The organism is Brevundimonas guildfordensis, from assembly GCF_014836405.1.
In the GTDB taxonomy this organism is placed as follows: Bacteria; Pseudomonadota; Alphaproteobacteria; order Caulobacterales; family Caulobacteraceae; genus Brevundimonas; species Brevundimonas guildfordensis.
On sequence record NZ_JACSQU010000002.1, the window covers coordinates 416,949 to 433,947 of the forward strand.

Here is a 16,999-nt window from a genome sequence, read left to right on the forward strand (position 1 = left end):
CTCCGTGATCCCTGCGCCGAAGCGCTAAAGGATCGGGAGCCTTGGCCCTGCGTCGGTGTTTCCGCGTCCTCCGAAGAGGCTAGGAACCCTGGGTCAGAGAGCCGGACCGGTTCGCTTGATCTCAAGGTCGCCCTCGATTTCCGCGCCTCCGTGTCCCTTCGGCCTGTTGACGTTCCCGCGAAATCCGCTATTGGGCAAGCGCCCAAACCGGCGCGTCTGTGTGGAATCGTCCCGGACCCGGTGGGCAACTCTGTGGATATCTGTGGACGGACGAAATTCGCCGAGGCGGATCAGCGCGTTGTGCTGTCCACAGGAAAAGGGGGCAGGGCGCGGCTCCGCCTCATCGGCGCGCGCCCTCCCTGCCTTGGCGGAATGGCAGGCGGTCAGCCCGCCAGCGCGGCCTTCTTCTCTTCCAGCTCCAGCCAGTCGAGTTCAGCGGCTTCGAGGTCGGCGCGGGCCTTTTCGGCGGCCTTCATGGCGCGGTCAAAGGCGGCGGGGTCGCGCGAATAGAGGTCGGGATCGGCCAGGAGGGCGTCCTGTTTGGCGATCTCGGCCGGAAGGGTCTCCATCAGCTTTTCGACCTCCTCCAGACGGCGGGCGTCCTTGTACGACAGCTTTACGGTCTTCTTGGGGGCGCGGTCAGAAGGCTCCGCCTTCTCGACCCGACGCGCCCCTGAGGGCGCGCTGTCGGCGTGGGTCGGGGGCGGGGCGAGGAAGCCGGGATTCTGGCGCAGGAAGTCCTGCCAGCCGCCGGGGGTCTCGACCACCTCGCCGCGACCGTTCAGGGCGATGGTCGAGGTGGCCAGGCGGTCGACGAAATCACGGTCGTGCGACACCAGGATCAGGGTGCCGTCGTAGGCTTCGAGCAGCTCTTCCAGCTTCTCCAGCGTGTCCATGTCGAGGTCGTTGGTCGGCTCGTCGAGGATCAGCAGATTGGCGGGCTGGGCCAGCGCCCGCGCCAGCAGCAGCCGGTTGCGCTCGCCGCCCGACAGGGTGGAGATGGGCTGCTTCAACTGGGCTTCCTGGAACAGGAAGTCCTTGGCGTAGGCGGCGACGTGCATGGAGCGGCCGCGCACCAGGATGGAGTCGCCCCCGCCTGGCGTCAGGGCGTCCCACAGGGTCATGTCCGACTTCAGCCCCTCGCGCGACTGGTCGAGGTAGAGGGGTTCCAGGTTGGCGCCCATGCGGACCGTGCCTTCGTCCGGGGCCAGTTCGCCCAGCAGCACCTTGACCAGGGTGGTCTTGCCCGCGCCGTTGGGGCCGACGATGGCCAGACGGTCGCCGCGGATGATGCGGGTGGTCAGGTTCTTGAAGATGGTCCGGTCGCCGAACGCCTTGCTGACGCCCTTGATGTCGGCGACCAGCTTGCCCGAGGCGCCCCCGGAATCGACGCCCAGGTTCAACTCGCGCGGCAGGTCCTTGACCCGTTCGGCCCGGTCCAGACGCATCTGTTGCAGGGCGCGGGCGCGGCCCTCGTTGCGGGTGCGCTGGGCGGTGATGGAGCGGTAGAAGGTGTAGGTCTCGGCCTCGATGCGCTTGGTCAGGCGGCGCAGGGACTCGGCCTCCTCCTCCATGACCTTGGCGGCCCAGTCGTCGAACTCGACGAAGCCCTTGTTCAGGGTCCGCACCTTGCGGCCTTCCAGCCAGTGGACGGTGTCGGTGACGCGGTTCAGGAAGGCGCGGTCGTGGCTGACGACCAGCAGGGCGAAACGGGCCTGGATCAGCTCATTCTCGAGCAGTTCGATGGCCAGGATGTCGAGGTGGTTGGTCGGCTCGTCCAGCAGCAGAAGGTCGGGCTCTTCGGCGAAGGCCTTGGCCAGGGCGGCGCGGCGGATCTCGCCGCCTGACAGGCCTTGGGTGGACTTGGCCGGGTTGAGGCCGAAGGTCTCCAGCCAGCTTTCGGCGGTCCAGCGTTCAGCCTCGCCCGAGGCGGCATAGTCGGCCAGGGTCTCGCCGGTGATGACGGGTTCCTGCGGAACATAGGCGAAGCGCGTGCCGGCCTGGAACGAGCGGTCGCCCGAGTCCGGCTCGATCAGGCCCATGACGACCTTCATCAGGGTGGACTTGCCCGCCCCGTTGCGGCCGACCAGGGCGGCGCGGCTGCGCGGCTCCATCGCCATGTCGACGCCGTCGAACAGCGGGCGTTGACCGTCCTGGAGACGGACATCTTTGAGAGCGACGAGGGGAGGTCTGGCAGCCATGGGGGCGCATATAGCGACTGACCGGCGCTTCGGCCATCGGCGTTGACGCTTCCCCGGCGGCGGGCTGTAGTCGGGCCATGACGACGGAGGGTGGAATGACTCTGAACCGTGCAGCCGGAGACGATGGCGGCAGAAGGAAGGGGCCGGGGCAGGTCTGGTACGCGGTGGCGGCGCTGCCCTTGCTCTGCGGTTTTGCAGCCATGGGCATGGTGGTGCTCACGCAAGTGTCGAAGCTGGACGACGGGCTGGAGCAGATCGTCGTGCCGGGCGCGCGCGAGTTGAGTCTGGAGCCCGGCCAGCACACGGTCTTTCTGGAATATCGCAGCGTCGTCGATGGCCGGGTCTATGCGGTCGATCAGGTGCCGGGCCTGGCCGTCCATGTCGAAGCGGCGGACGGCGCGCCGGTGGCGGTGAGCGCGCCCAGGGCAAGCACCACCTATACGCTGGGCGGGCGTCAGGGAGCGGCGATCAATGTGTTCCGCATCGAGCAGGCCGGCGCCTACAGGATCTCGGCCGACTATGACGGTCAGGAGGGGCCGCAGACGGTGATCGCCGTGGGCCAGGGGTTCATGGGGCAGTTGTTCGCCACCGTCTTACTGGCGCTGGGCGCGGCCTTCTCGGGCATGATCCTGACTGCGGCGGCGGTGATCGGAATCTATCTGGCGCGGCGGCGGGCGCGCCGGGCGTGAGAGAGTCTTGACTTGACGCATACCGTCCGGTTGGTATGTAAAGCGTCATGGACACGCAGACGCTCCGCCGCACGCCCGAAGACACCCGGCGCCAGATCATCGACATGGCGATCGAGGTGGCCGCCGACCAGGGGGCCACGGCCGTCACGCTGGATGCGGTGGTGGCGCGCCTGCCGTTCAGCAAAGGCGCCCTGCTGCATCACTTTCCGAGCAAGCTGGCTCTGCTGGAAGGCGTGATCGACCATCTGGCGCTGGAGATGACGACGGCGGTGCTGGCCGAGGCGGCGCGCGACCCGAACCCTTATGGGCGCAATGCGCGGGCCTATCTGAGGACGGTGGTCAATGAGCCGGCGACCGAGCGGGACGTGAGCATCGGGCGGGCCGTCCTGGCCGCCTGCGCAATCGAGGCCAGCCTCATCCCGCGTTGGCGTGAGGCGATCCGCAGCCTGACGGTCGGAGACCCGGAGGATCCGATGGGCCGGGACGACTCCCTGATGCTGCGGCTGATCGCCGACGGCCTGTGGATGAGCGACCTGTTCGGCACCCATGAGGTGTCGTTGGAGCAACGCAAGGCCCTGCTGTCGCTGCTGACGCCGGGCGGCATGCTGACGGACGGCCAGGCCGAGGTCGGCGCATGACTCTGACGACCTGGTTGGCCCTGCTGGGCGCGATCGGCTTCGAGGTCATGGGGACCACCCTGCTGCAGCAGTCGCAGCAGTTCACCCGGCCCTGGCCGACGGCGGGGCTGGCGGTCTGTTACGGCATCGCCTTCTATCTGCTGACCCTGGCTCTCAAGCAGATGCCGGTGGGGCTGGCCTATGCGATCTGGAGCGGGTTGGGGGTGGTGCTGATCTCGGTGATCGGCGTCTTTCTGTTCAAGCAGAAGCTGGACGCTCCGGCGGTTCTCGGCCTGGCCATGATCATCGGCGGCGTGGTGGTGATCAACTTGTTCTCCCGCAGCGTGACGCACTGAAGCCGGACGCGAGCGCAGGCGGAAGGCGACATAGAGGCTTTTGAGGCGTATAGGCGCGCCCATGAGTTCCGCGTCCGCCAAGCCCTTCTGGGAAACCAAGACGCTCGCCGAGATGTCGCCGAGCGAGTGGGAAAGCCTGTGCGACGGCTGCGGCCTGTGCTGCGTCATCCGGTTCGAGGACGAGGACACGGGCCGGATCATTCCGACGCGGGTGCACTGCAAGCTGTTCGACACGGACGCCTGTACCTGCACCGACTACGCTGATCGTCAGGCCGAGGTGCCGGACTGCGTGCAATTGACGCCCGGCAACATCCAGCAACTGAAGTGGATGCCGCTGTCGTGCGCCTATCGGCGTCTGCATGAGGGGCGACCGCTGGCCTGGTGGCACCCGCTGGTCTCGGGTGACCGGGAGACGGTGCATACGGCCGGGGTGTCGGTGCGGCGTCAGACCGTGTGCGAGACGGCGCTGAAGGAACCCGAGGACGCCCTGGAATTCGAGGCGCCGGAGTGGATGGCGGAGCGGGGGACCCAAGATCGGTCCAGCTAACCCAGTTTTGCTAACGAAAAATTTTGGGGTTAGGCGCGATAACGATCAGCCGATCGGGGAGCGCAGCGTGTCATTCACCAAGAGTATCGAGGCCTTGGAAGGTCCCGGAGGACCGTTTCAGCGCCTGGTGGATTTCGCCGCGACCCTGTTCAACTGCCGGGCGGCGGTGGTCACTCTGCTGACCGAGCGGGACGCGGCCATCCGTTCCAGCACGGGGCTGTGCGTGCAGCGTATCCCGCTGGAAGACAGCCTGGCGCCCATCCTGACCGCCATGGGGCCGGGCGCCGTCCTGGTGGCCACAGATCCCAAGGCCGACGGGCGCCTGAAGGATCACCCCCTCGTTCGAAAGACGCCGCACCTGAAGTTCGTGGTCGGGATGACGCTGTGCCATCCCGCGGGGAGGCCGGTCGGCGCCTTCACTATCCTGGACGACCGGGAGCGGCCGGAACCGGACGCGGAGCAGATGGAGCAGCTCGCCAGCCTGGTGGGCATGGCCGAGGATATTATCGCCGGACTGGACGCCGCGCGCATTCGCGACGAGCGGCTGGAGACGCTGCGGCTGGTTGAGCAGATGTCCGGCGTCGGCCACTGGCGTCTGGACCGAGCGACCAGCGTGGTCGAATGGTCGGACGAGGTCTATCGCATTCACGGGGTCACGCGCGAGACTTTCGACCCGAACCTGAACGACGCCCTGGCTTTCTATGTCGACGGCGAGCGCGAACGCCTGAGAGCCATGATCGCGGAGGGGCTGGAGGCGGGCGAGCCGTATATGGCCAAGTTGGCCATCATCCGGGCCGACGGCGAGGAGCGGCGGGTGCTGACCCATGCCGAGACGGAACGCGACGAGAACGGGCGCGTCACGGCCATGTTCGGCGTGTTTCAGGACGTGACCGAACAGGACCGGATGCTGGAGCGCGCGCGCCGCGACGAGAGCCGCTATCGCTTGCTGGCCGAGAACGTGGGCGACGTCATCACCCGCGTGAAGATGGACGGGTCCAGCAAGTACATCTCGCCGGCCATCCAGCAACTGCTGGGGTGGACCTATGAGGAGATGAGCGGCCAGTCCACCGACTACGTCCACCCCGAGGACCGCCGCCTGGTCCTGCAGGCGATCGGCGAGGCGGTGAAGACCGGAACGCCGACACGCCTGGAGCACCGTGCGGTGCACCGCGCTGGCCATACGGTCTGGGTGGAATGCACCTTCAAGGCGCTGAAGGACGAACACGGCCAGGTCGACGACGTGGTGGTGGTGATCCGCGACATGACCAAGCGCAAGCTGCTGGAGCACGAGGTCATCGAAGCCAAGGAGCGCGCCGAGGAGGCGACCCAGGCCAAGAGCGAGTTTCTGGCCAATATGAGCCACGAACTGCGCACCCCCCTGACCAGCGTGATCGGCTTTTCGGGCCTGCTGCAGTCGTCCGAGCATTTGCCGGCGGAAGAGCGCGTTTATGTCGAGCGCATCGCCACGGCTTCGGAGGCCCTGCTGGGCGTCATCAACGACATTCTCGACTACTCCAAGCTGGAGGCCGACGCGATCGAGATGGACCCCGAGCCGTTCGACACGCGCGCCCTGGTGGAAGGTGCGGCGGCGATCATTGAAAGCCAGTGCTCGGCCAAGGGGCTGACGCTCAATGTGGTGGTGGCGGCGGAAACGCCCGACCGCCTGACCGGCGACAAGGGACGGTTGCGGCAGGTGATGCTCAACTTCCTGTCCAATGCGGCCAAGTTCACCGCCAAGGGGACGGTGACCCTGAAGGTCGGCGGTCGGCCCGAGGGAGATGGCGGGTGGCGCATGCGGGTGGAGGTGAGCGACACCGGCATCGGCATTCCGCCCGAGAAGATGAACGAACTGTTCCGACGCTTCACCCAGGCCGACGCCTCGACGACGCGGGTCTATGGCGGGACGGGGCTGGGACTGGCGATCTCGCGGCGGCTGATCGAGCTGATGGGCGGCGAGGTTGGGGTGGACAGCACGCCGGGCGTCGGCTCGACCTTCTGGTTCGAGGCGCCGCTGACGGCGGCGGCGGCGGCGGGCCCGGCCGCCAGAGCCGATGATCGCGCCGAGCAGGCGGGGCTGCGCGGGCGGGTGCTGATGGCCGACGACGCCGCGGCCAACCGCGAGCTGGTCAGCGCCATCCTGAGGAATCTCGGGCTCGAGATCGACACGGTCGCCGACGGCGCCGAGGCGGTGCATGCGGCCCATTCCGGCGGCTATGACCTGGTGCTGATGGACGTGCACATGCCGGTCATGGACGGGCTGACGGCGACGCGGGAAATCCGCCGGATGCAGGCCCACAGCGAGCGCCGCATCCCGATCCTGGCGCTGACCGCCAACGTGCAGGCTGACCAGGTGAAGCGCTGTCTGGACGCCGGCATGGACGGGCATCTGGCCAAGCCGATCCAGATTCCGGAGCTGGCGGCGGCCCTGGCCTGGTGGCTGGGCGAGGGCCAAACGCCCAGCGAAGCGACGCGGTCGGGCGCCTGAGCCCGGCGGGCTTTGCGATAGCGCCCGCCAAGGCCGGGAAATTCCTGCGTTTGATGCAAGCTCGGCGCCCTTTGCACGCCTGAGGACGCTGCTCGGCTATGGTTCAGTCATGGCGGGAAAAGCGGATCAGGGCGGGGCGGCGGGGACGACCGCGGCGTGGCTGGGCGAGGTCTTCGCCAGTCTGAGGACTGCGACAGACCAGGCGATCGCCGTGGTGACGGCGGCCGAGCCGCCCGCCGATGTGGCCGAGGCCGAGAAGCGGGCGCGCGCCATCGGCGTTCTGGCCCGCACGGCCAAGGCGGTGGCGGCGCTGGAAGCCGACCTGATCCGCAAGAGCCGCAGCCCTGAAGAGGATGGAATGAGCGACGACGACCGTGACCTCAGCGACGCCGAACTGGCCGGGCTTCAGGCCGAATTCTTCGCCCGTGTCGATCATCTCGTCGCAGCCATCGAGCGCAAGTCGCTGGCTGCGGGACTGGATCGAGAGCCTGCCGCACGAACAGCGGGGGGCGGCGCTGAGGGCGGCGGTCAAGGCGACGCCGAGGCTGAACGACGACCAGATCGCGCCGCGTGAGGACTGGCGCACCTGGGTGCTGCTGGGCGGGCGCGGGTCGGGCAAGACCTTCGCCGGCGGCTTCTGGATGAACGAACTGGCGCGGGGCGCCGACCGGACCTTCGCCCTGGTCGGAACGGCGCTGCACGACGTGCGCGAGGTGATGGTCGAGGGACCGTCGGGGCTGAAGGCTCAGGCGACGGCGGACAACCGGCCGCGCTGGGAGGCGGGGCGGCGCAGGCTGATCTGGCCCTCGGGCGCGGCGGCCTATGCGTTTTCGGCCGAAGACCCGGACAGCTTGCGGGGACCGCAGTTTCACGCGGCCTGGGCGGATGAGTTCTGCGCCTGGAGGAACATCGAGGCCACGCTGTCGAACCTGAGGTTCGGGCTGCGTCTGGGGGCGGACCCGAAGCTGGCGATCACGACGACGCCCCGGCCGATCCCGGCGCTGAGGCGCCTGTTGGCCGAGCCGGGGGTGGTGAAGGCGCGGCTGGCGACCAAGGACAACGCCGGCAATCTGGCGCCGGGGTTCCTGGGCCATCTGCAGAGCCTCTACGCCGGGACGCGGCTGGAGGCGCAGGAGATGGAAGGGCTGGTGGTCGAGGCCGACGGCGCCCTGTTCCGGGCCGAGGATCTGGCGCGGGCGCGGGGCAGCCGACCGGCGAAGTTTGAGCGGGTGGTGGTGGCGGTCGATCCGCCCGCCAGCGCCCACGGCGACGCCTGCGGGATCGTGGTCGCGGGGCGCAAGGACAAGACGGGCTATGTGCTGGCCGACCGGTCGGCGCGCGGCCTGTCGCCCGCCGGATGGGCGCGGCGCGTGGCTGAGACGGCGCGCGAATTCGACGCCGACCTGGTGCTGGCCGAGGCCAATCAGGGCGGGGAGATGGTGCGGACCCTGCTGGGGCAGGCGGATTGCCCGGCGCAGGTGAAGCTGGTGCACGCCAGCCGGTCGAAGAAGGCGCGGGCCGAGCCGGTGGCGGCGCTCTACGAGCAGGGGCGGGTGGTTCACTGCGGGGCGTTTCCGGCGCTGGAAGAGGAGATGATGGCGCTGGGGAGCGAGACGCCGGGGGGCAAGAGCCCAGACCGGGCGGACGCCCTGGTGTGGGGGCTGACGCACCTGCTGCTGGCCGGGAAGACGCAGCCGAGGTTGCGGGCGCTGTGATCTGATCCTTCTCCCGCAAGAGGCGAAGGGAAAATGACATGGAGATTTCAATGGATTGGCGACGACCGTTCGGTCGGCGGCGCGTTGCTGCGCCCGAAATCAAGGACAGCCGCACCGGGCCGCTGATCGCCCTGACGGGGGCGGGCCGCGCGCGATGGACGCCGCGCGATTACGCGCATCTGGCGGACGAGGGGTTCGGCAAGAACGCCGTGGCCTATCGCTGTGTGCGGATGATCGCGGAGGCGGCCGCCTCGACGCCGCTGATAGTGATGGTCGGGGGCGTGCGCAGCGCGGATCACCCGCTGGCGCGGCTGATCGACAAGCCCAACCCGGAGCAGTCGGGCGGTGAGCTGATGGAGGCGCTCTATGGGGCGCTGCAGACGGCGGGCAACGCCTATGTCGAGGCGACCGGCGACGCCGACGGGGACGGCTCGCCCGATGAACTGTGGGCGTTGAGGCCGGATCGGGTGAAGGTGGTCCCCGGAAGGGCGGGCTGGCCGGAAGCCTATGAGTATGCGGTCGGCGGGCGCGCGGTGCGGATCGGGCGGCATGGCGACGGATGGTCGCCGGTCATGCATCTGAAGCTGTTTCATCCGACGGACGATCACTACGGGTTCTCGCCCCTGGAGGCGGCGGCCTTCGCCATCGACGTGCACAATGCGTCGGGGGCCTGGAACAAGGCGCTGCTGGACAATGCGGCGCGGCCCTCAGGGGCGCTGGTCTATGGGGCCAAGGACGGAGAGCGGCTGACGGCGGACCAGTTCGAGGCGCTGAAGGCGGAGCTGGGCGAGGCCCATGCCGGGGCGCGGAACGCCGGGCGGCCGCTGCTGCTGGAAGGCGGGCTGGACTGGAAGCCGATGAGCCTGACGCCGCACGACATGGACTTCATCGCCGGGAAACACGCGGCGGCGCGAGAGATCGCCCTGGCCTTTGGGGTGCCGCCGCAACTGCTGGGGATACCCGGCGATGCGACCTACGCCAACTATCGCGAGGCGAACGCGGCCTTCTGGCGCGGGACGGTGATCCCGCTGGTGAGGAAGGCGGCGGGGGCGATGACGGGCTGGCTGGGGAGCCGCTTCGTCGACTGCCGGATCGAGCCGGATCTGGATGCAGTTCCGGCCCTTCAGGTCGAGCGGGATGCGCTGTGGGCGCGGCTGAACGCAGCGAGCTTCCTGACGCAGGACGAGCGGCGCCGGATGGTGGGGGTGGGCGAGTGATGGAAGCGATGAAGAAGATGCCCGTGGCCCTGATCGCGGCGCTGCTGGTGCAGACCATCGGCGGTCTGGTGTGGGCCGGAGGGGCGGCGGCGCGGATCGCCACCCTGGAGCAGCGCGTGGATGAACAAAGGCTGGTCGCCGAGCGCCTGGCGCGGCTGGAGGCGCAGGGCGAGGCGACGCGCGCGGCGGTAGAGCGGATCGAGCGGCGGCTGGAGGAGACATGATGGCGGCGATAAGCCGAACAAGGGCGGGGCTGGCCATCGCCGGCTACGCCTCCCTGTGGGGCGTGGCGGACCTGAACGGGGACGTGACGGCGCGCGGCGTTTTCGCCGAGAGCCTGGCGAAGACCGGCGCGGGCGGAGTGCGGATGCTGCATCAGCATGAAAGCCGCGCCGTGGTCGGCGTCTGGGAGCGGATGGTCGAGGACGAACGCGGCCTGTGGGTCGAGGGGCGGATCGAGGACTGGTCCGCTGAGGCCCGCTATGCCGCCGCCCTGACGCGCGCCGGGGCGCTGGACGGGCTGTCGATCGGCTTTCGGGCGACGAAGGCGCGACGCGACGGGCGGCTCAGGGTGTTGAGCGCGGTCGAGCTGTGGGAGGTGTCGCTGGTGACGTTTCCGATGCTGCCGGGCGCGCGGTTCAGGCGCGCAAGGCCGGAAAAGGACGACGGCCGGCATTGAGGCCCTCGGCAACATAATGGTCGTGCATGGCGCGCAGCCAATGCCAGGTCACGAGGAGGAAGCCGATCGCAGTGAAGATGGCGTAGGTGCTCCAGTAGCTGAGAGGCCAGGGTCGACCCAGTCCACGCGTCAGTAGAGCGACAGGATCGTCCAGCAGGGCCAGGGCGGCTAGGGCGACGCTGAACACCAGGCAAAACGGAATAACGAATGGCGCCAGCCAGATCGGAGGTTTGGCGCCGAGGCGGGCGACGGCTGCCTGAAGCAGCGGGGGCAGGGTCGCCAGAGGAGGATGGGAGCCGATGGCCAGAACCTCGTGAAGCGGCTCGTATTCCGGCTCGTCGGAAACCTGGGTCCGCTGGAGGGGTGTCAGGCGGCGATGGCGTTTTCTCTGCGCTTGGCTCTGCAGCCGGCCGATCAGGAATGAGGCGGCGGGCGGGACGAGCATGAGCAGAGGCGCAAACCAGATGAACCCGAGTTGACCATCGCCATGCTTGGCTACGGCGCAGAGGGACAGCGGCAACAGAGGCAGCCAGGCCCAGACAAGTTTCAGAATCCAGGACTGCCGGACGGCGTCAAGAACCTGCGAGGTTGGGCTTGAGACGATGGGCATCAGTCGGTCGTCTTCAATCGCGAACGGTTGGCGGCCGGGCCGTGCAGGCCGGGTTCCTGCTGGCGGTAGCCGCGTAGCAGGCGAGCGCAGGATTCGGGCGTCTGTCGGGCGGCGATATCGCGGCCGCGGGCATGGGCTTGGCGCAGGGCCTCCTGTCGGTCCGGGGCGGCGTAGGGGGCGTGGCGCCGCAGATGGGCCTCGAAGGTCTGGTCGCCATCCGGATCAAGGGCTTCGCAGGCGCCGAGGATCTCGAACAGGCGGGCGTCGAGGGAGACGTCGGTGGATAGGCGGGGCGGAGCGGCAGGCGCTGTCTGGGGCGAACCTTGGGACGAATTCTGGGACATGGTCGGACGCTCAGGGGTTGAGCAGGCCATGAGGGCGATGGCCGACAGCGGAGCCGAGAGGGCGACGCCTACGAGTTTCAACATCCATCCTCCATGTCCTCCGGTTCGATAACGGGAGGGTCGCACGCTTTTGAAGCGCGGCAAAGGATGGGACGGTTCCGGGCCTGGCCCGGTTTGACGGCGCGCCGCAGGACGGTCGCGCATTTTTCTGGAGACATCATGAAAGAGACCAAGACCGTCTCGGGCACGCCCGAGGCGCGCGCCGCCATGCATGAGATGATGGCCGCGTTCGAGGCGTTCAAAGGGGCGAACGACGCCCGTCTGGACGAGATCGAGAAGAAGGCTTCGGCCGATGCGCTGCTGGAGGAGAAGGTGGCGCGCATCGATCAGGCCGTGGCGCAGGCCCAGGCGCGCATGGACCGCGCGCTGAGCGAGAGCCGCAGGCCGATGTTGGGCGCCGAGCTGCCCGCGGTAGTCGCGGCGCCGGAGGCCAAGGCGGCGTGGGATGGCTATATGAAGTCGGGCCAAGCGCATGGTCTGGAACTGAAGGCGGGGCTGTCGTCGGCGTCGAACTCGGCCGGCTATGTCGTGCCGCCGGAGACGGAGCGGGCCATCGAGCGGCGCCTGATGGCGGGGTCGCCGATGCGCGAAATCGCCACGGTGCGCACGGTGGGCTCGGGCGTGTTCAGGAAGCCCGTGTCCACGGCAGGGGTGACGGCGGGCTGGGTGGCCGAGACGGCGGCGCGCCCTGAGACGGATCCGGCGACGCTGGCGCTGCTGGAGTTCTCCTCGGCCGATCTCTACGCCTGTCCGGCGGCGACGCAGAGCCTGCTGGACGACGCCCTGATCGACCTGGACGAGTGGCTGGCGGCCGAGGTCGAGGACGCCTTCGCCGCCCAGGAGACAGCGGCCTTCGTCAGCGGCGACGGGGTCAACAAGCCCAAGGGCTTTCTGGCCTACGCCAACGCGGCCGAGGGGACGCAGACCTGGGGCCAGATCGGCACCGTGGCGTCGGGGGCGGCGGGCGGTTTCGCCACCACGAACCCGGCGGACAAGCTGATCGACCTGATCTATGCGCCCAAGGCCCAGTATCGGCCGAACGGGCGTTTCGTGATGAACCGACGCACGGTCTCGACGGTGCGCAAGTTCAAGGATGCGGACGGCAACTACATCTGGTCGCCGGCGACGCGCCCGGGCGAGACGGCCAGCCTGCTGGGCTATCCGGTCACCGAGATCGAGACCATGCCGGATATCGGCGCCAACAGTCTGTCGATCGCGTTCGGGGACTTTGCGCGCGGCTATCTGATCGTGGATCGGGCGGGGGTGCGGGTGCTGCGCGATCCCTATTCGGCCAAGCCCTATGTGCTGTTCTACACGACCAAGCGCGTGGGCGGCGGAGTGCAGAACTTCGACGCGATCAAGCTGATGAAGTTCGCGGCCTCGTAGGACAGCGCACGAGAGCCCTCTCCCCTTGTGGGAGAGGGAGGGGCCCGCCGCGTGAGCGGTGGGAGGGTGAGGGGTTTCGCGGGCGCAAGACCCCTCATCCGTCCGCCTTCGACGGCCACCTTCTCCCACAAGGGGAGAAGGAAAAGGGACATAGGAGATTTGAATGACGGCACCCGTGAGCCTCGCGGAGGCGAAGCTGTTCCTGCGCGTGGAGCATGAGGCGGAGGACGGGCTGATCCAGACGCTGATCGACGCGGCCAGGGCGCGGGTGGAGGGGGAGGTGGGCCTGAGCCTGACCTCGACCTCGCCGGCGCCGCTGCGGCTGGCGGTGATGATGCTGGTGATGCGCGCCTATGAGCGCGGCGATAGCGAGATGTCGGCGGCGCCGGTCGAGGGGTGGATCGCGCCCTATCGCGTGGTGCGGCTGTGAGCGGCGCGATGAAGGTGGTGGCGTCGCTGGTGCGGCCGGTGGCGGCGCAGACGCCCTATGGCGGTCGGGTCGTCAGCTATGAGCCGGTCGGGTCGCTGTGGCTGGCCTTGGGCGCGCGCAGGCGGCGCGAGCGGACAGAGGCGGGCGTGACGCGCGGCGTGGAGACGCTGAGCGCCACGGTGCGGGCCGATCCGCGGCTGGAGGAGGGGCTGGTGGTGCGCTTCGGCGGCGCGGACTGGGCCGTGGTCGCGATCGAGACTGATCCGAAGGCGGCGGGACGGGTGCGGCTGAATCTGGAGCGGGCGCGATGAAGGATCATGAAGGGGCGCTGGTGAAGGCGCTGATCGCGCATCTGGGCGGCGACGGGGCGCTGAAGGCGCTGCTGGGCGATCCCGTGCGGGTGTGGGATGAGGCGCCGCAGGGAGCGGGGTTTCCGCACCTGTTGATCGGGCGGTGTGAGAGTAGGCCGCTGAACGCCGACGGCGGCGGGGTGGAGCAGCGGCTGACGTTGACCTGCGCCAGTCGGTTCAGGGGGCTGGAAGAGGCGCGGGCGGTGGCGGCGGCGGTGCGGGCGCGGGTCGCCGATGCGCCGCTGGAGGCGGACGGGGTGAAGGCGGTCAACGTGGCGGTGACGTTCACGGACCTGTTCCGCAGTCCGGATCTGAAGCGGGCCTGGGCGGTGATGCGGCTGAGAGCCGTGACGGAGGAAATCTGAGATGAGCGCACAACGCGGCAAGGACATCCTGCTGAAGATCGAGGGCGCGCCCGGTTCAGGGGCGGGCGCCTTCACGACGGTGGCGGGGCTGAGGGCGAGGACGATCTCGCTGAACGCCAGGACGGTGGACGCGACCGACAGCGACAGCGCCGGACGGTGGCGCGAACTGCTGGCGGGGGCGGGCGTGAAGTCGGCGGCGGTGTCGGGGCAGGGGATATTCCGCGATGCGGCGTCGGACGCCCTGATCCGCGAGGCCTTCTTTGAGCAGGCGGCGAAGACGTGGCGGCTGATCGTGCCGGATTTCGGCGTGCTGGAAGGGCCGTTCCTGGTCGCGGCGCTGGAATATGCGGGCGAGCATGAGGGCGAGGCCAGTTTTGCTCTGAGCCTGGCCAGTGCGGGCGAGATCAGCTTCGAGGTGCTGTGATGGCGAACGGCGTGCGGGGCGAGGTGGTCGCGAGGCTGGCGGGGGCGGAGCGGACGCTGTGCCTGACGCTGGGCGCCTTGGCCGAGATCGAGACGGGGCTGGGCGTGGCCGGGATGGCGGCGCTGGCCGAGCGGATGCGCTCGCTGTCGGCGCGGGACCTGCTGGTGGTGCTGGCGGCCCTTTTGCGCGGCGGGGGCGAGGGTTCGCTGGCGGACGGGCTGGCGAACGCGCCGGTCGATCCGCGCGAGGCGGCGGAGGCGGTGGCGAAGGCCTTTGCGGCGGCGGCGTGAGCACGCCGTGGGGAGAGATGATGCAGGCGGCGGCGCGGATGGGCGTGGCGCCGGAAGGCTTCTGGCGGCTGTCGCTCAAGGAGTGGCGGATGCTGACGGCGGGGCCGGCGCAGGCGGCGCCCTTGGGGCGCGGCGAACTGGAGCGGATGCAGGAGAGGTGGCCGGATGAGCGATAGTTTCAGGCCGGATGGCATCGACGCCGTGCCGGTCAAGGCGGCCGAGGCGGCGGCGGCGCTGGAGGCGCTGCGCGAGCCGGCGGAGCGGGCGGCGGCCTCGATCGAGGATGCGTTCGGGCGGGCGGGGGCCAGTCTGACCCGATCGCTGGCGCGGGCGGCGGCGGACGGGCAGGTGACGCTGGCCGAGCTGGCGCGGGCGGTGCTGAACGCGGTCAATGCGGCGGCGGGCGTGCGCGGCGGGGGCCTGTCGGGCGCCATAGCGGCGGCGATGGGCGGCTTCGGCGGCGCGCGGGCGGATGGCGGGCCCGTGCTGGGCGGGGGCGCCTATCTGGTCGGCGAACGCGGGCCGGAGGTGTTTCGTCCGGCGGGCGCAGGGACGGTCGAGCCGATGGGCGGTCATTTTGGTTCGGGGCCGGGGGTGACGGTGAACGTCATGGTGGACGGCGGCGCCGAGGGCCTGTTGCGCTCAGAGACGCAGATTGCGCGAATGCTGGCGCGGGCCACGGCCCTGGGCGTGCGCTGAATGTACCGCGCGCCGAGCGGTAGAGACTAACAAGAAAGGGCGCTCCGAAGAGCGCCCCTTGGACTTACTCGCCCTTGGGATTCGGGCCGTATTTGTTGTCGCCGCGCTGGCTGTCGGCGATGCCGATCCAGAGCCAGAAGCCGATAGCGACCAGCCATGTCAGGCTAAGGATGCCCAGCGCCGGGCCGAAGGTGCTGAGGATGACGGCGGGATCTTCGTTCTCGATGGCTTGAGCGTTCATGAAGACCGACACTCCGATCGACATGAAGGCGAAGACCCAGCCGGCGATCATGACGACATAGGGAATGGCGATGAGCCAGCCAGTCTTGCCCATGTCGTGCAGGCGCTTCACGCCGATGGCGAGGTGCGGCCACAGCAGGACGATGCCTAACATGTTCAGGAACGGGATGAAGTTCAAGACAAGGCCGACGCCGAACAAGATCAGCCAGCTGATCCAGAAGTGCTGGCGACGCAGGCGGCCGTCGAAGGAGAACAAGGCGGTGGCGAAGTCATAGGCTCCGGCCGGCGCAGCGCTGGTGGGTGAGCCGGCGGCCTGGCCGAAGGCGGCGGCGGGCGCGGTGGAGGCGAGGATCATGATCTGGGTCGCCTCCATGCCTTCCGGCACGAAGTCGACGCGGCCGCCGACGGCGATGACGCCGCCCGCCTGGATCGCCGACTGGGCGAAGCCATAGCGGATGCTGTCGTCGCCGCTGATCAGGCCCGTGCCCGAACCTTCGTCGTAGCTGAGAATTTCGCCGCGCACGCGGGTCTCCTGTCGTTGAACGGCTTTGCCGTGGTGTGGCGAAAGCATGGCCGACGCTGGCGGCGCGGACAACCCGCAGCGTGACGCTACGCGCGGATTTTCGCGAAACATTCGCAACCGGTCCCGCGAGGGGACCCCATCATGCAATCGGCGAGGACACATGGCCTTTCATGAGGTGCGCCTGCCGGCGCGGCTGGCGTTCGGCTCGACCGGAGGCGTCGAGCGCAGGACGGAGATCACGACGCTGGCGTCGGGGTTCGAACGGCGCTCGACGCCGTGGGCCGAGGGGCGCAGGCGCTACCTGATCGGGGCGGGCTTGCGGTCGCTGGACGACATGGCGGCGCTGACGAGCTTCTTCGAGGCGCGTCGGGGACGGCTGTATGGGTTCCGGTTTCGCGACTTCGCGGACTTCAGGAGCGGGGCGCCGGGGGCGGCCGTGACGCCGCTGGACCAGGCGATCGGGACGGGCGACGGCGAAACGCGCACGTTCCAGCTGTGCAAGGCCTATGGCGATCATCGGCGGCTCATCGCCAAGCCGGTCGAGGGATCGGTGCGGGTGGCTGTGGCGGGCGTGGAGACGGCGGCCTTCAATCTGGAGGCGACGACGGGGCGGGTGACGCTGGCGACGGCGCCGGCGCAGGGCGCGGTCGTGAGCGCGGGCTTCGCCTTCGACGTGCCGGTGCGCTTCGACGCGGACCGCATGGAGGTGACGCTGGAGAGCTTCGGCGCCGGGCGGATGGTCGCCATGCCGCTGATCGAGGTGCGGGTCTGA

General features: G+C 69.2%; 23 protein-coding genes. 19 read left to right on the forward strand and 4 right to left on the reverse strand.

The annotated features are described in order from the left end of the window. Nucleotides 1–383 precede the first annotated feature (383 nt). Entirely contained in the window at nt 384–2,201 is a 1,818-nt protein-coding gene (locus tag H9656_RS10575) for an ABC-F family ATP-binding cassette domain-containing protein (protein ID WP_191744208.1), read from the reverse strand. A 95-nt stretch (nt 2,202–2,296) separates the two neighbouring features. Between H9656_RS10575 and H9656_RS10580 the strand changes: the two genes are divergently transcribed. The 10 genes from H9656_RS10580 (at nt 2,297) to H9656_RS10625 (ending at nt 10,506) form a co-directional block, all read left to right on the forward strand. Continuing rightward, nucleotides 2,297–2,890, forward strand: a complete 594-nt coding sequence (locus tag H9656_RS10580) for a hypothetical protein (RefSeq protein ID WP_191744209.1) — start codon at nt 2,297–2,299, stop codon at nt 2,888–2,890. A gap of 47 nt (nt 2,891–2,937) precedes the next feature. Next, complete coding sequence (locus H9656_RS10585; protein ID WP_191744210.1) at nt 2,938–3,528, forward strand: TetR/AcrR family transcriptional regulator; 591 nt, start codon at nt 2,938–2,940, stop codon at nt 3,526–3,528. Further along, the gene (locus tag H9656_RS10590; RefSeq protein WP_318240630.1) at nt 3,525–3,863 is read left to right on the forward strand and encodes a DMT family transporter; all 339 of its coding nucleotides are present in this window, start codon (nt 3,525–3,527) and stop codon (nt 3,861–3,863) included. Before H9656_RS10585 ends, H9656_RS10590 begins: the two co-directional genes overlap by 4 nt. Before the next feature lie 61 nt (nt 3,864–3,924). Next, a complete protein-coding gene (locus H9656_RS10595; RefSeq protein WP_191744211.1) occupies nt 3,925–4,410 on the forward strand; it encodes a YcgN family cysteine cluster protein in 486 nt (161 codons plus the stop codon). 67 nt (nt 4,411–4,477) lie between these two features. Then, complete coding sequence (locus H9656_RS10600; protein ID WP_191744212.1) at nt 4,478–6,895, forward strand: hybrid sensor histidine kinase/response regulator; 2,418 nt, start codon at nt 4,478–4,480, stop codon at nt 6,893–6,895. A 109-nt stretch (nt 6,896–7,004) separates the two neighbouring features. Further along, complete coding sequence (locus tag H9656_RS10605) at nt 7,005–7,469, forward strand: hypothetical protein (RefSeq protein WP_191744213.1); 465 nt, start codon at nt 7,005–7,007, stop codon at nt 7,467–7,469. A gap of 16 nt (nt 7,470–7,485) precedes the next feature. Continuing rightward, complete coding sequence (locus tag H9656_RS10610) at nt 7,486–8,610, forward strand: DNA-packaging protein (RefSeq protein ID WP_191744407.1); 1,125 nt, start codon at nt 7,486–7,488, stop codon at nt 8,608–8,610. Between the two features lie 38 nt (nt 8,611–8,648). Continuing rightward, entirely contained in the window at nt 8,649–9,827 is a 1,179-nt protein-coding gene (locus H9656_RS10615; RefSeq protein ID WP_191744214.1) for a phage portal protein, read from the forward strand. Continuing rightward, complete coding sequence (locus tag H9656_RS10620) at nt 9,827–10,051, forward strand: hypothetical protein (RefSeq protein WP_191744408.1); 225 nt, start codon at nt 9,827–9,829, stop codon at nt 10,049–10,051. Before H9656_RS10615 ends, H9656_RS10620 begins: the two co-directional genes overlap by 1 nt. After that, nucleotides 10,048–10,506 carry an HK97 family phage prohead protease gene (locus H9656_RS10625; protein ID WP_191744215.1) on the forward strand — a complete coding sequence of 153 codons (459 nt, stop codon included), beginning with the start codon at nt 10,048–10,050 and terminating at the stop codon, nt 10,504–10,506. The genes H9656_RS10620 and H9656_RS10625 overlap by 4 nt, the downstream gene beginning before the upstream one ends. On the opposite strand, the gene H9656_RS10630 is transcribed toward H9656_RS10625, so the two are convergent. Both H9656_RS10630 and H9656_RS10635 read right to left on the reverse strand, forming a co-directional pair. Next, on the reverse strand, nt 10,466–11,116 hold the full coding sequence (locus H9656_RS10630; protein ID WP_191744216.1) for a hypothetical protein: 651 nt from the start codon (nt 11,114–11,116) through the stop codon (nt 10,466–10,468). The genes H9656_RS10625 and H9656_RS10630 overlap by 41 nt on opposite strands. Further along, nucleotides 11,116–11,544: a hypothetical protein gene (locus tag H9656_RS10635; protein ID WP_191744217.1), complete on the reverse strand. Its 429-nt coding sequence runs from the start codon at nt 11,542–11,544 to the stop codon at nt 11,116–11,118. The genes H9656_RS10630 and H9656_RS10635 overlap by 1 nt, the downstream gene beginning before the upstream one ends. 135 nt (nt 11,545–11,679) lie before the next feature. Here H9656_RS10635 and H9656_RS10640 point away from each other — a divergent pair, with 135 nt between their 5' ends. From H9656_RS10640 to H9656_RS10675, 8 genes are all read left to right on the forward strand, one after another. Continuing rightward, nucleotides 11,680–12,906, forward strand: a complete 1,227-nt coding sequence (locus H9656_RS10640; protein ID WP_191744218.1) for a phage major capsid protein — start codon at nt 11,680–11,682, stop codon at nt 12,904–12,906. Nucleotides 12,907–13,069: 163 nt separating this feature from the next. After that, entirely contained in the window at nt 13,070–13,336 is a 267-nt protein-coding gene (locus H9656_RS10645) for a head-tail connector protein (protein WP_191744219.1), read from the forward strand. Continuing rightward, on the forward strand, nt 13,333–13,647 hold the full coding sequence (locus H9656_RS10650; RefSeq protein ID WP_318240632.1) for a phage head completion protein: 315 nt from the start codon (nt 13,333–13,335) through the stop codon (nt 13,645–13,647). The genes H9656_RS10645 and H9656_RS10650 overlap by 4 nt, the downstream gene beginning before the upstream one ends. Continuing rightward, entirely contained in the window at nt 13,644–14,051 is a 408-nt protein-coding gene (locus H9656_RS10655; RefSeq protein WP_191744220.1) for a DUF3168 domain-containing protein, read from the forward strand. Before H9656_RS10650 ends, H9656_RS10655 begins: the two co-directional genes overlap by 4 nt. 1 nt (nt 14,052) lies before the next feature. Then, nucleotides 14,053–14,475: a phage major tail protein, TP901-1 family gene (locus H9656_RS10660; protein WP_191744221.1), complete on the forward strand. Its 423-nt coding sequence runs from the start codon at nt 14,053–14,055 to the stop codon at nt 14,473–14,475. Continuing rightward, nucleotides 14,475–14,765 (forward strand): GTA-gp10 family protein, encoded by a 291-nt coding sequence (locus H9656_RS10665; RefSeq protein WP_191744222.1) that lies wholly within the window; start codon nt 14,475–14,477, stop codon nt 14,763–14,765. Before H9656_RS10660 ends, H9656_RS10665 begins: the two co-directional genes overlap by 1 nt. Further along, nucleotides 14,762–14,941 carry a phage tail assembly chaperone gene (locus H9656_RS10670; protein ID WP_318240633.1) on the forward strand — a complete coding sequence of 60 codons (180 nt, stop codon included), beginning with the start codon at nt 14,762–14,764 and terminating at the stop codon, nt 14,939–14,941. Before H9656_RS10665 ends, H9656_RS10670 begins: the two co-directional genes overlap by 4 nt. Next, complete coding sequence (locus H9656_RS10675) at nt 14,931–15,464, forward strand: phage tail tape measure protein (protein ID WP_191744223.1); 534 nt, start codon at nt 14,931–14,933, stop codon at nt 15,462–15,464. Before H9656_RS10670 ends, H9656_RS10675 begins: the two co-directional genes overlap by 11 nt. Nucleotides 15,465–15,528: 64 nt before the next feature. On the opposite strand, the gene H9656_RS10680 is transcribed toward H9656_RS10675, so the two are convergent. After that, the gene (locus H9656_RS10680) at nt 15,529–16,227 is read right to left on the reverse strand and encodes a DUF805 domain-containing protein (protein ID WP_191744224.1); all 699 of its coding nucleotides are present in this window, start codon (nt 16,225–16,227) and stop codon (nt 15,529–15,531) included. A 160-nt stretch (nt 16,228–16,387) separates the two neighbouring features. On the opposite strand from H9656_RS10680, the gene H9656_RS10685 reads away from it, so the two are divergent. After that, complete coding sequence (locus H9656_RS10685; protein WP_191744225.1) at nt 16,388–16,999, forward strand: DUF2460 domain-containing protein; 612 nt, start codon at nt 16,388–16,390, stop codon at nt 16,997–16,999.

Excerpts from the sequence above, each read along its gene's own strand:
- H9656_RS10585 (WP_191744210.1), top strand. The coding sequence starts at position 2,938 with ATGGACACGCAGACGCTCCGCCGCACGCCCGAAGACACCCGGCGCCAG.
- H9656_RS10630 (WP_191744216.1), bottom strand. The coding sequence starts at position 11,116 with ATGCCCATCGTCTCAAGCCCAACCTCGCAGGTTCTTGACGCCGTCCGG.
- H9656_RS10620 (WP_191744408.1), top strand. The coding sequence starts at position 9,827 with ATGGAAGCGATGAAGAAGATGCCCGTGGCCCTGATCGCGGCGCTGCTG.
- H9656_RS10605 (WP_191744213.1), top strand. The coding sequence starts at position 7,005 with ATGGCGGGAAAAGCGGATCAGGGCGGGGCGGCGGGGACGACCGCGGCG.
- H9656_RS10635 (WP_191744217.1), bottom strand. The coding sequence starts at position 11,544 with ATGTTGAAACTCGTAGGCGTCGCCCTCTCGGCTCCGCTGTCGGCCATC.
- H9656_RS10685 (WP_191744225.1), top strand. The coding sequence starts at position 16,388 with ATGGCCTTTCATGAGGTGCGCCTGCCGGCGCGGCTGGCGTTCGGCTCG.
- H9656_RS10645 (WP_191744219.1), top strand. The coding sequence starts at position 13,070 with ATGACGGCACCCGTGAGCCTCGCGGAGGCGAAGCTGTTCCTGCGCGTG.
- H9656_RS10660 (WP_191744221.1), top strand. The coding sequence starts at position 14,053 with ATGAGCGCACAACGCGGCAAGGACATCCTGCTGAAGATCGAGGGCGCG.
- H9656_RS10655 (WP_191744220.1), top strand. The coding sequence starts at position 13,644 with ATGAAGGATCATGAAGGGGCGCTGGTGAAGGCGCTGATCGCGCATCTG.
- H9656_RS10615 (WP_191744214.1), top strand. The coding sequence starts at position 8,649 with ATGGAGATTTCAATGGATTGGCGACGACCGTTCGGTCGGCGGCGCGTT.
- H9656_RS10595 (WP_191744211.1), top strand. The coding sequence starts at position 3,925 with ATGAGTTCCGCGTCCGCCAAGCCCTTCTGGGAAACCAAGACGCTCGCC.
- H9656_RS10590 (WP_318240630.1), top strand. The coding sequence starts at position 3,525 with ATGACTCTGACGACCTGGTTGGCCCTGCTGGGCGCGATCGGCTTCGAG.
- H9656_RS10625 (WP_191744215.1), top strand. The coding sequence starts at position 10,048 with ATGATGGCGGCGATAAGCCGAACAAGGGCGGGGCTGGCCATCGCCGGC.
- H9656_RS10640 (WP_191744218.1), top strand. The coding sequence starts at position 11,680 with ATGAAAGAGACCAAGACCGTCTCGGGCACGCCCGAGGCGCGCGCCGCC.
- H9656_RS10665 (WP_191744222.1), top strand. The coding sequence starts at position 14,475 with ATGGCGAACGGCGTGCGGGGCGAGGTGGTCGCGAGGCTGGCGGGGGCG.
- H9656_RS10575 (WP_191744208.1), bottom strand. The coding sequence starts at position 2,201 with ATGGCTGCCAGACCTCCCCTCGTCGCTCTCAAAGATGTCCGTCTCCAG.
- H9656_RS10675 (WP_191744223.1), top strand. The coding sequence starts at position 14,931 with ATGAGCGATAGTTTCAGGCCGGATGGCATCGACGCCGTGCCGGTCAAG.
- H9656_RS10580 (WP_191744209.1), top strand. The coding sequence starts at position 2,297 with ATGACTCTGAACCGTGCAGCCGGAGACGATGGCGGCAGAAGGAAGGGG.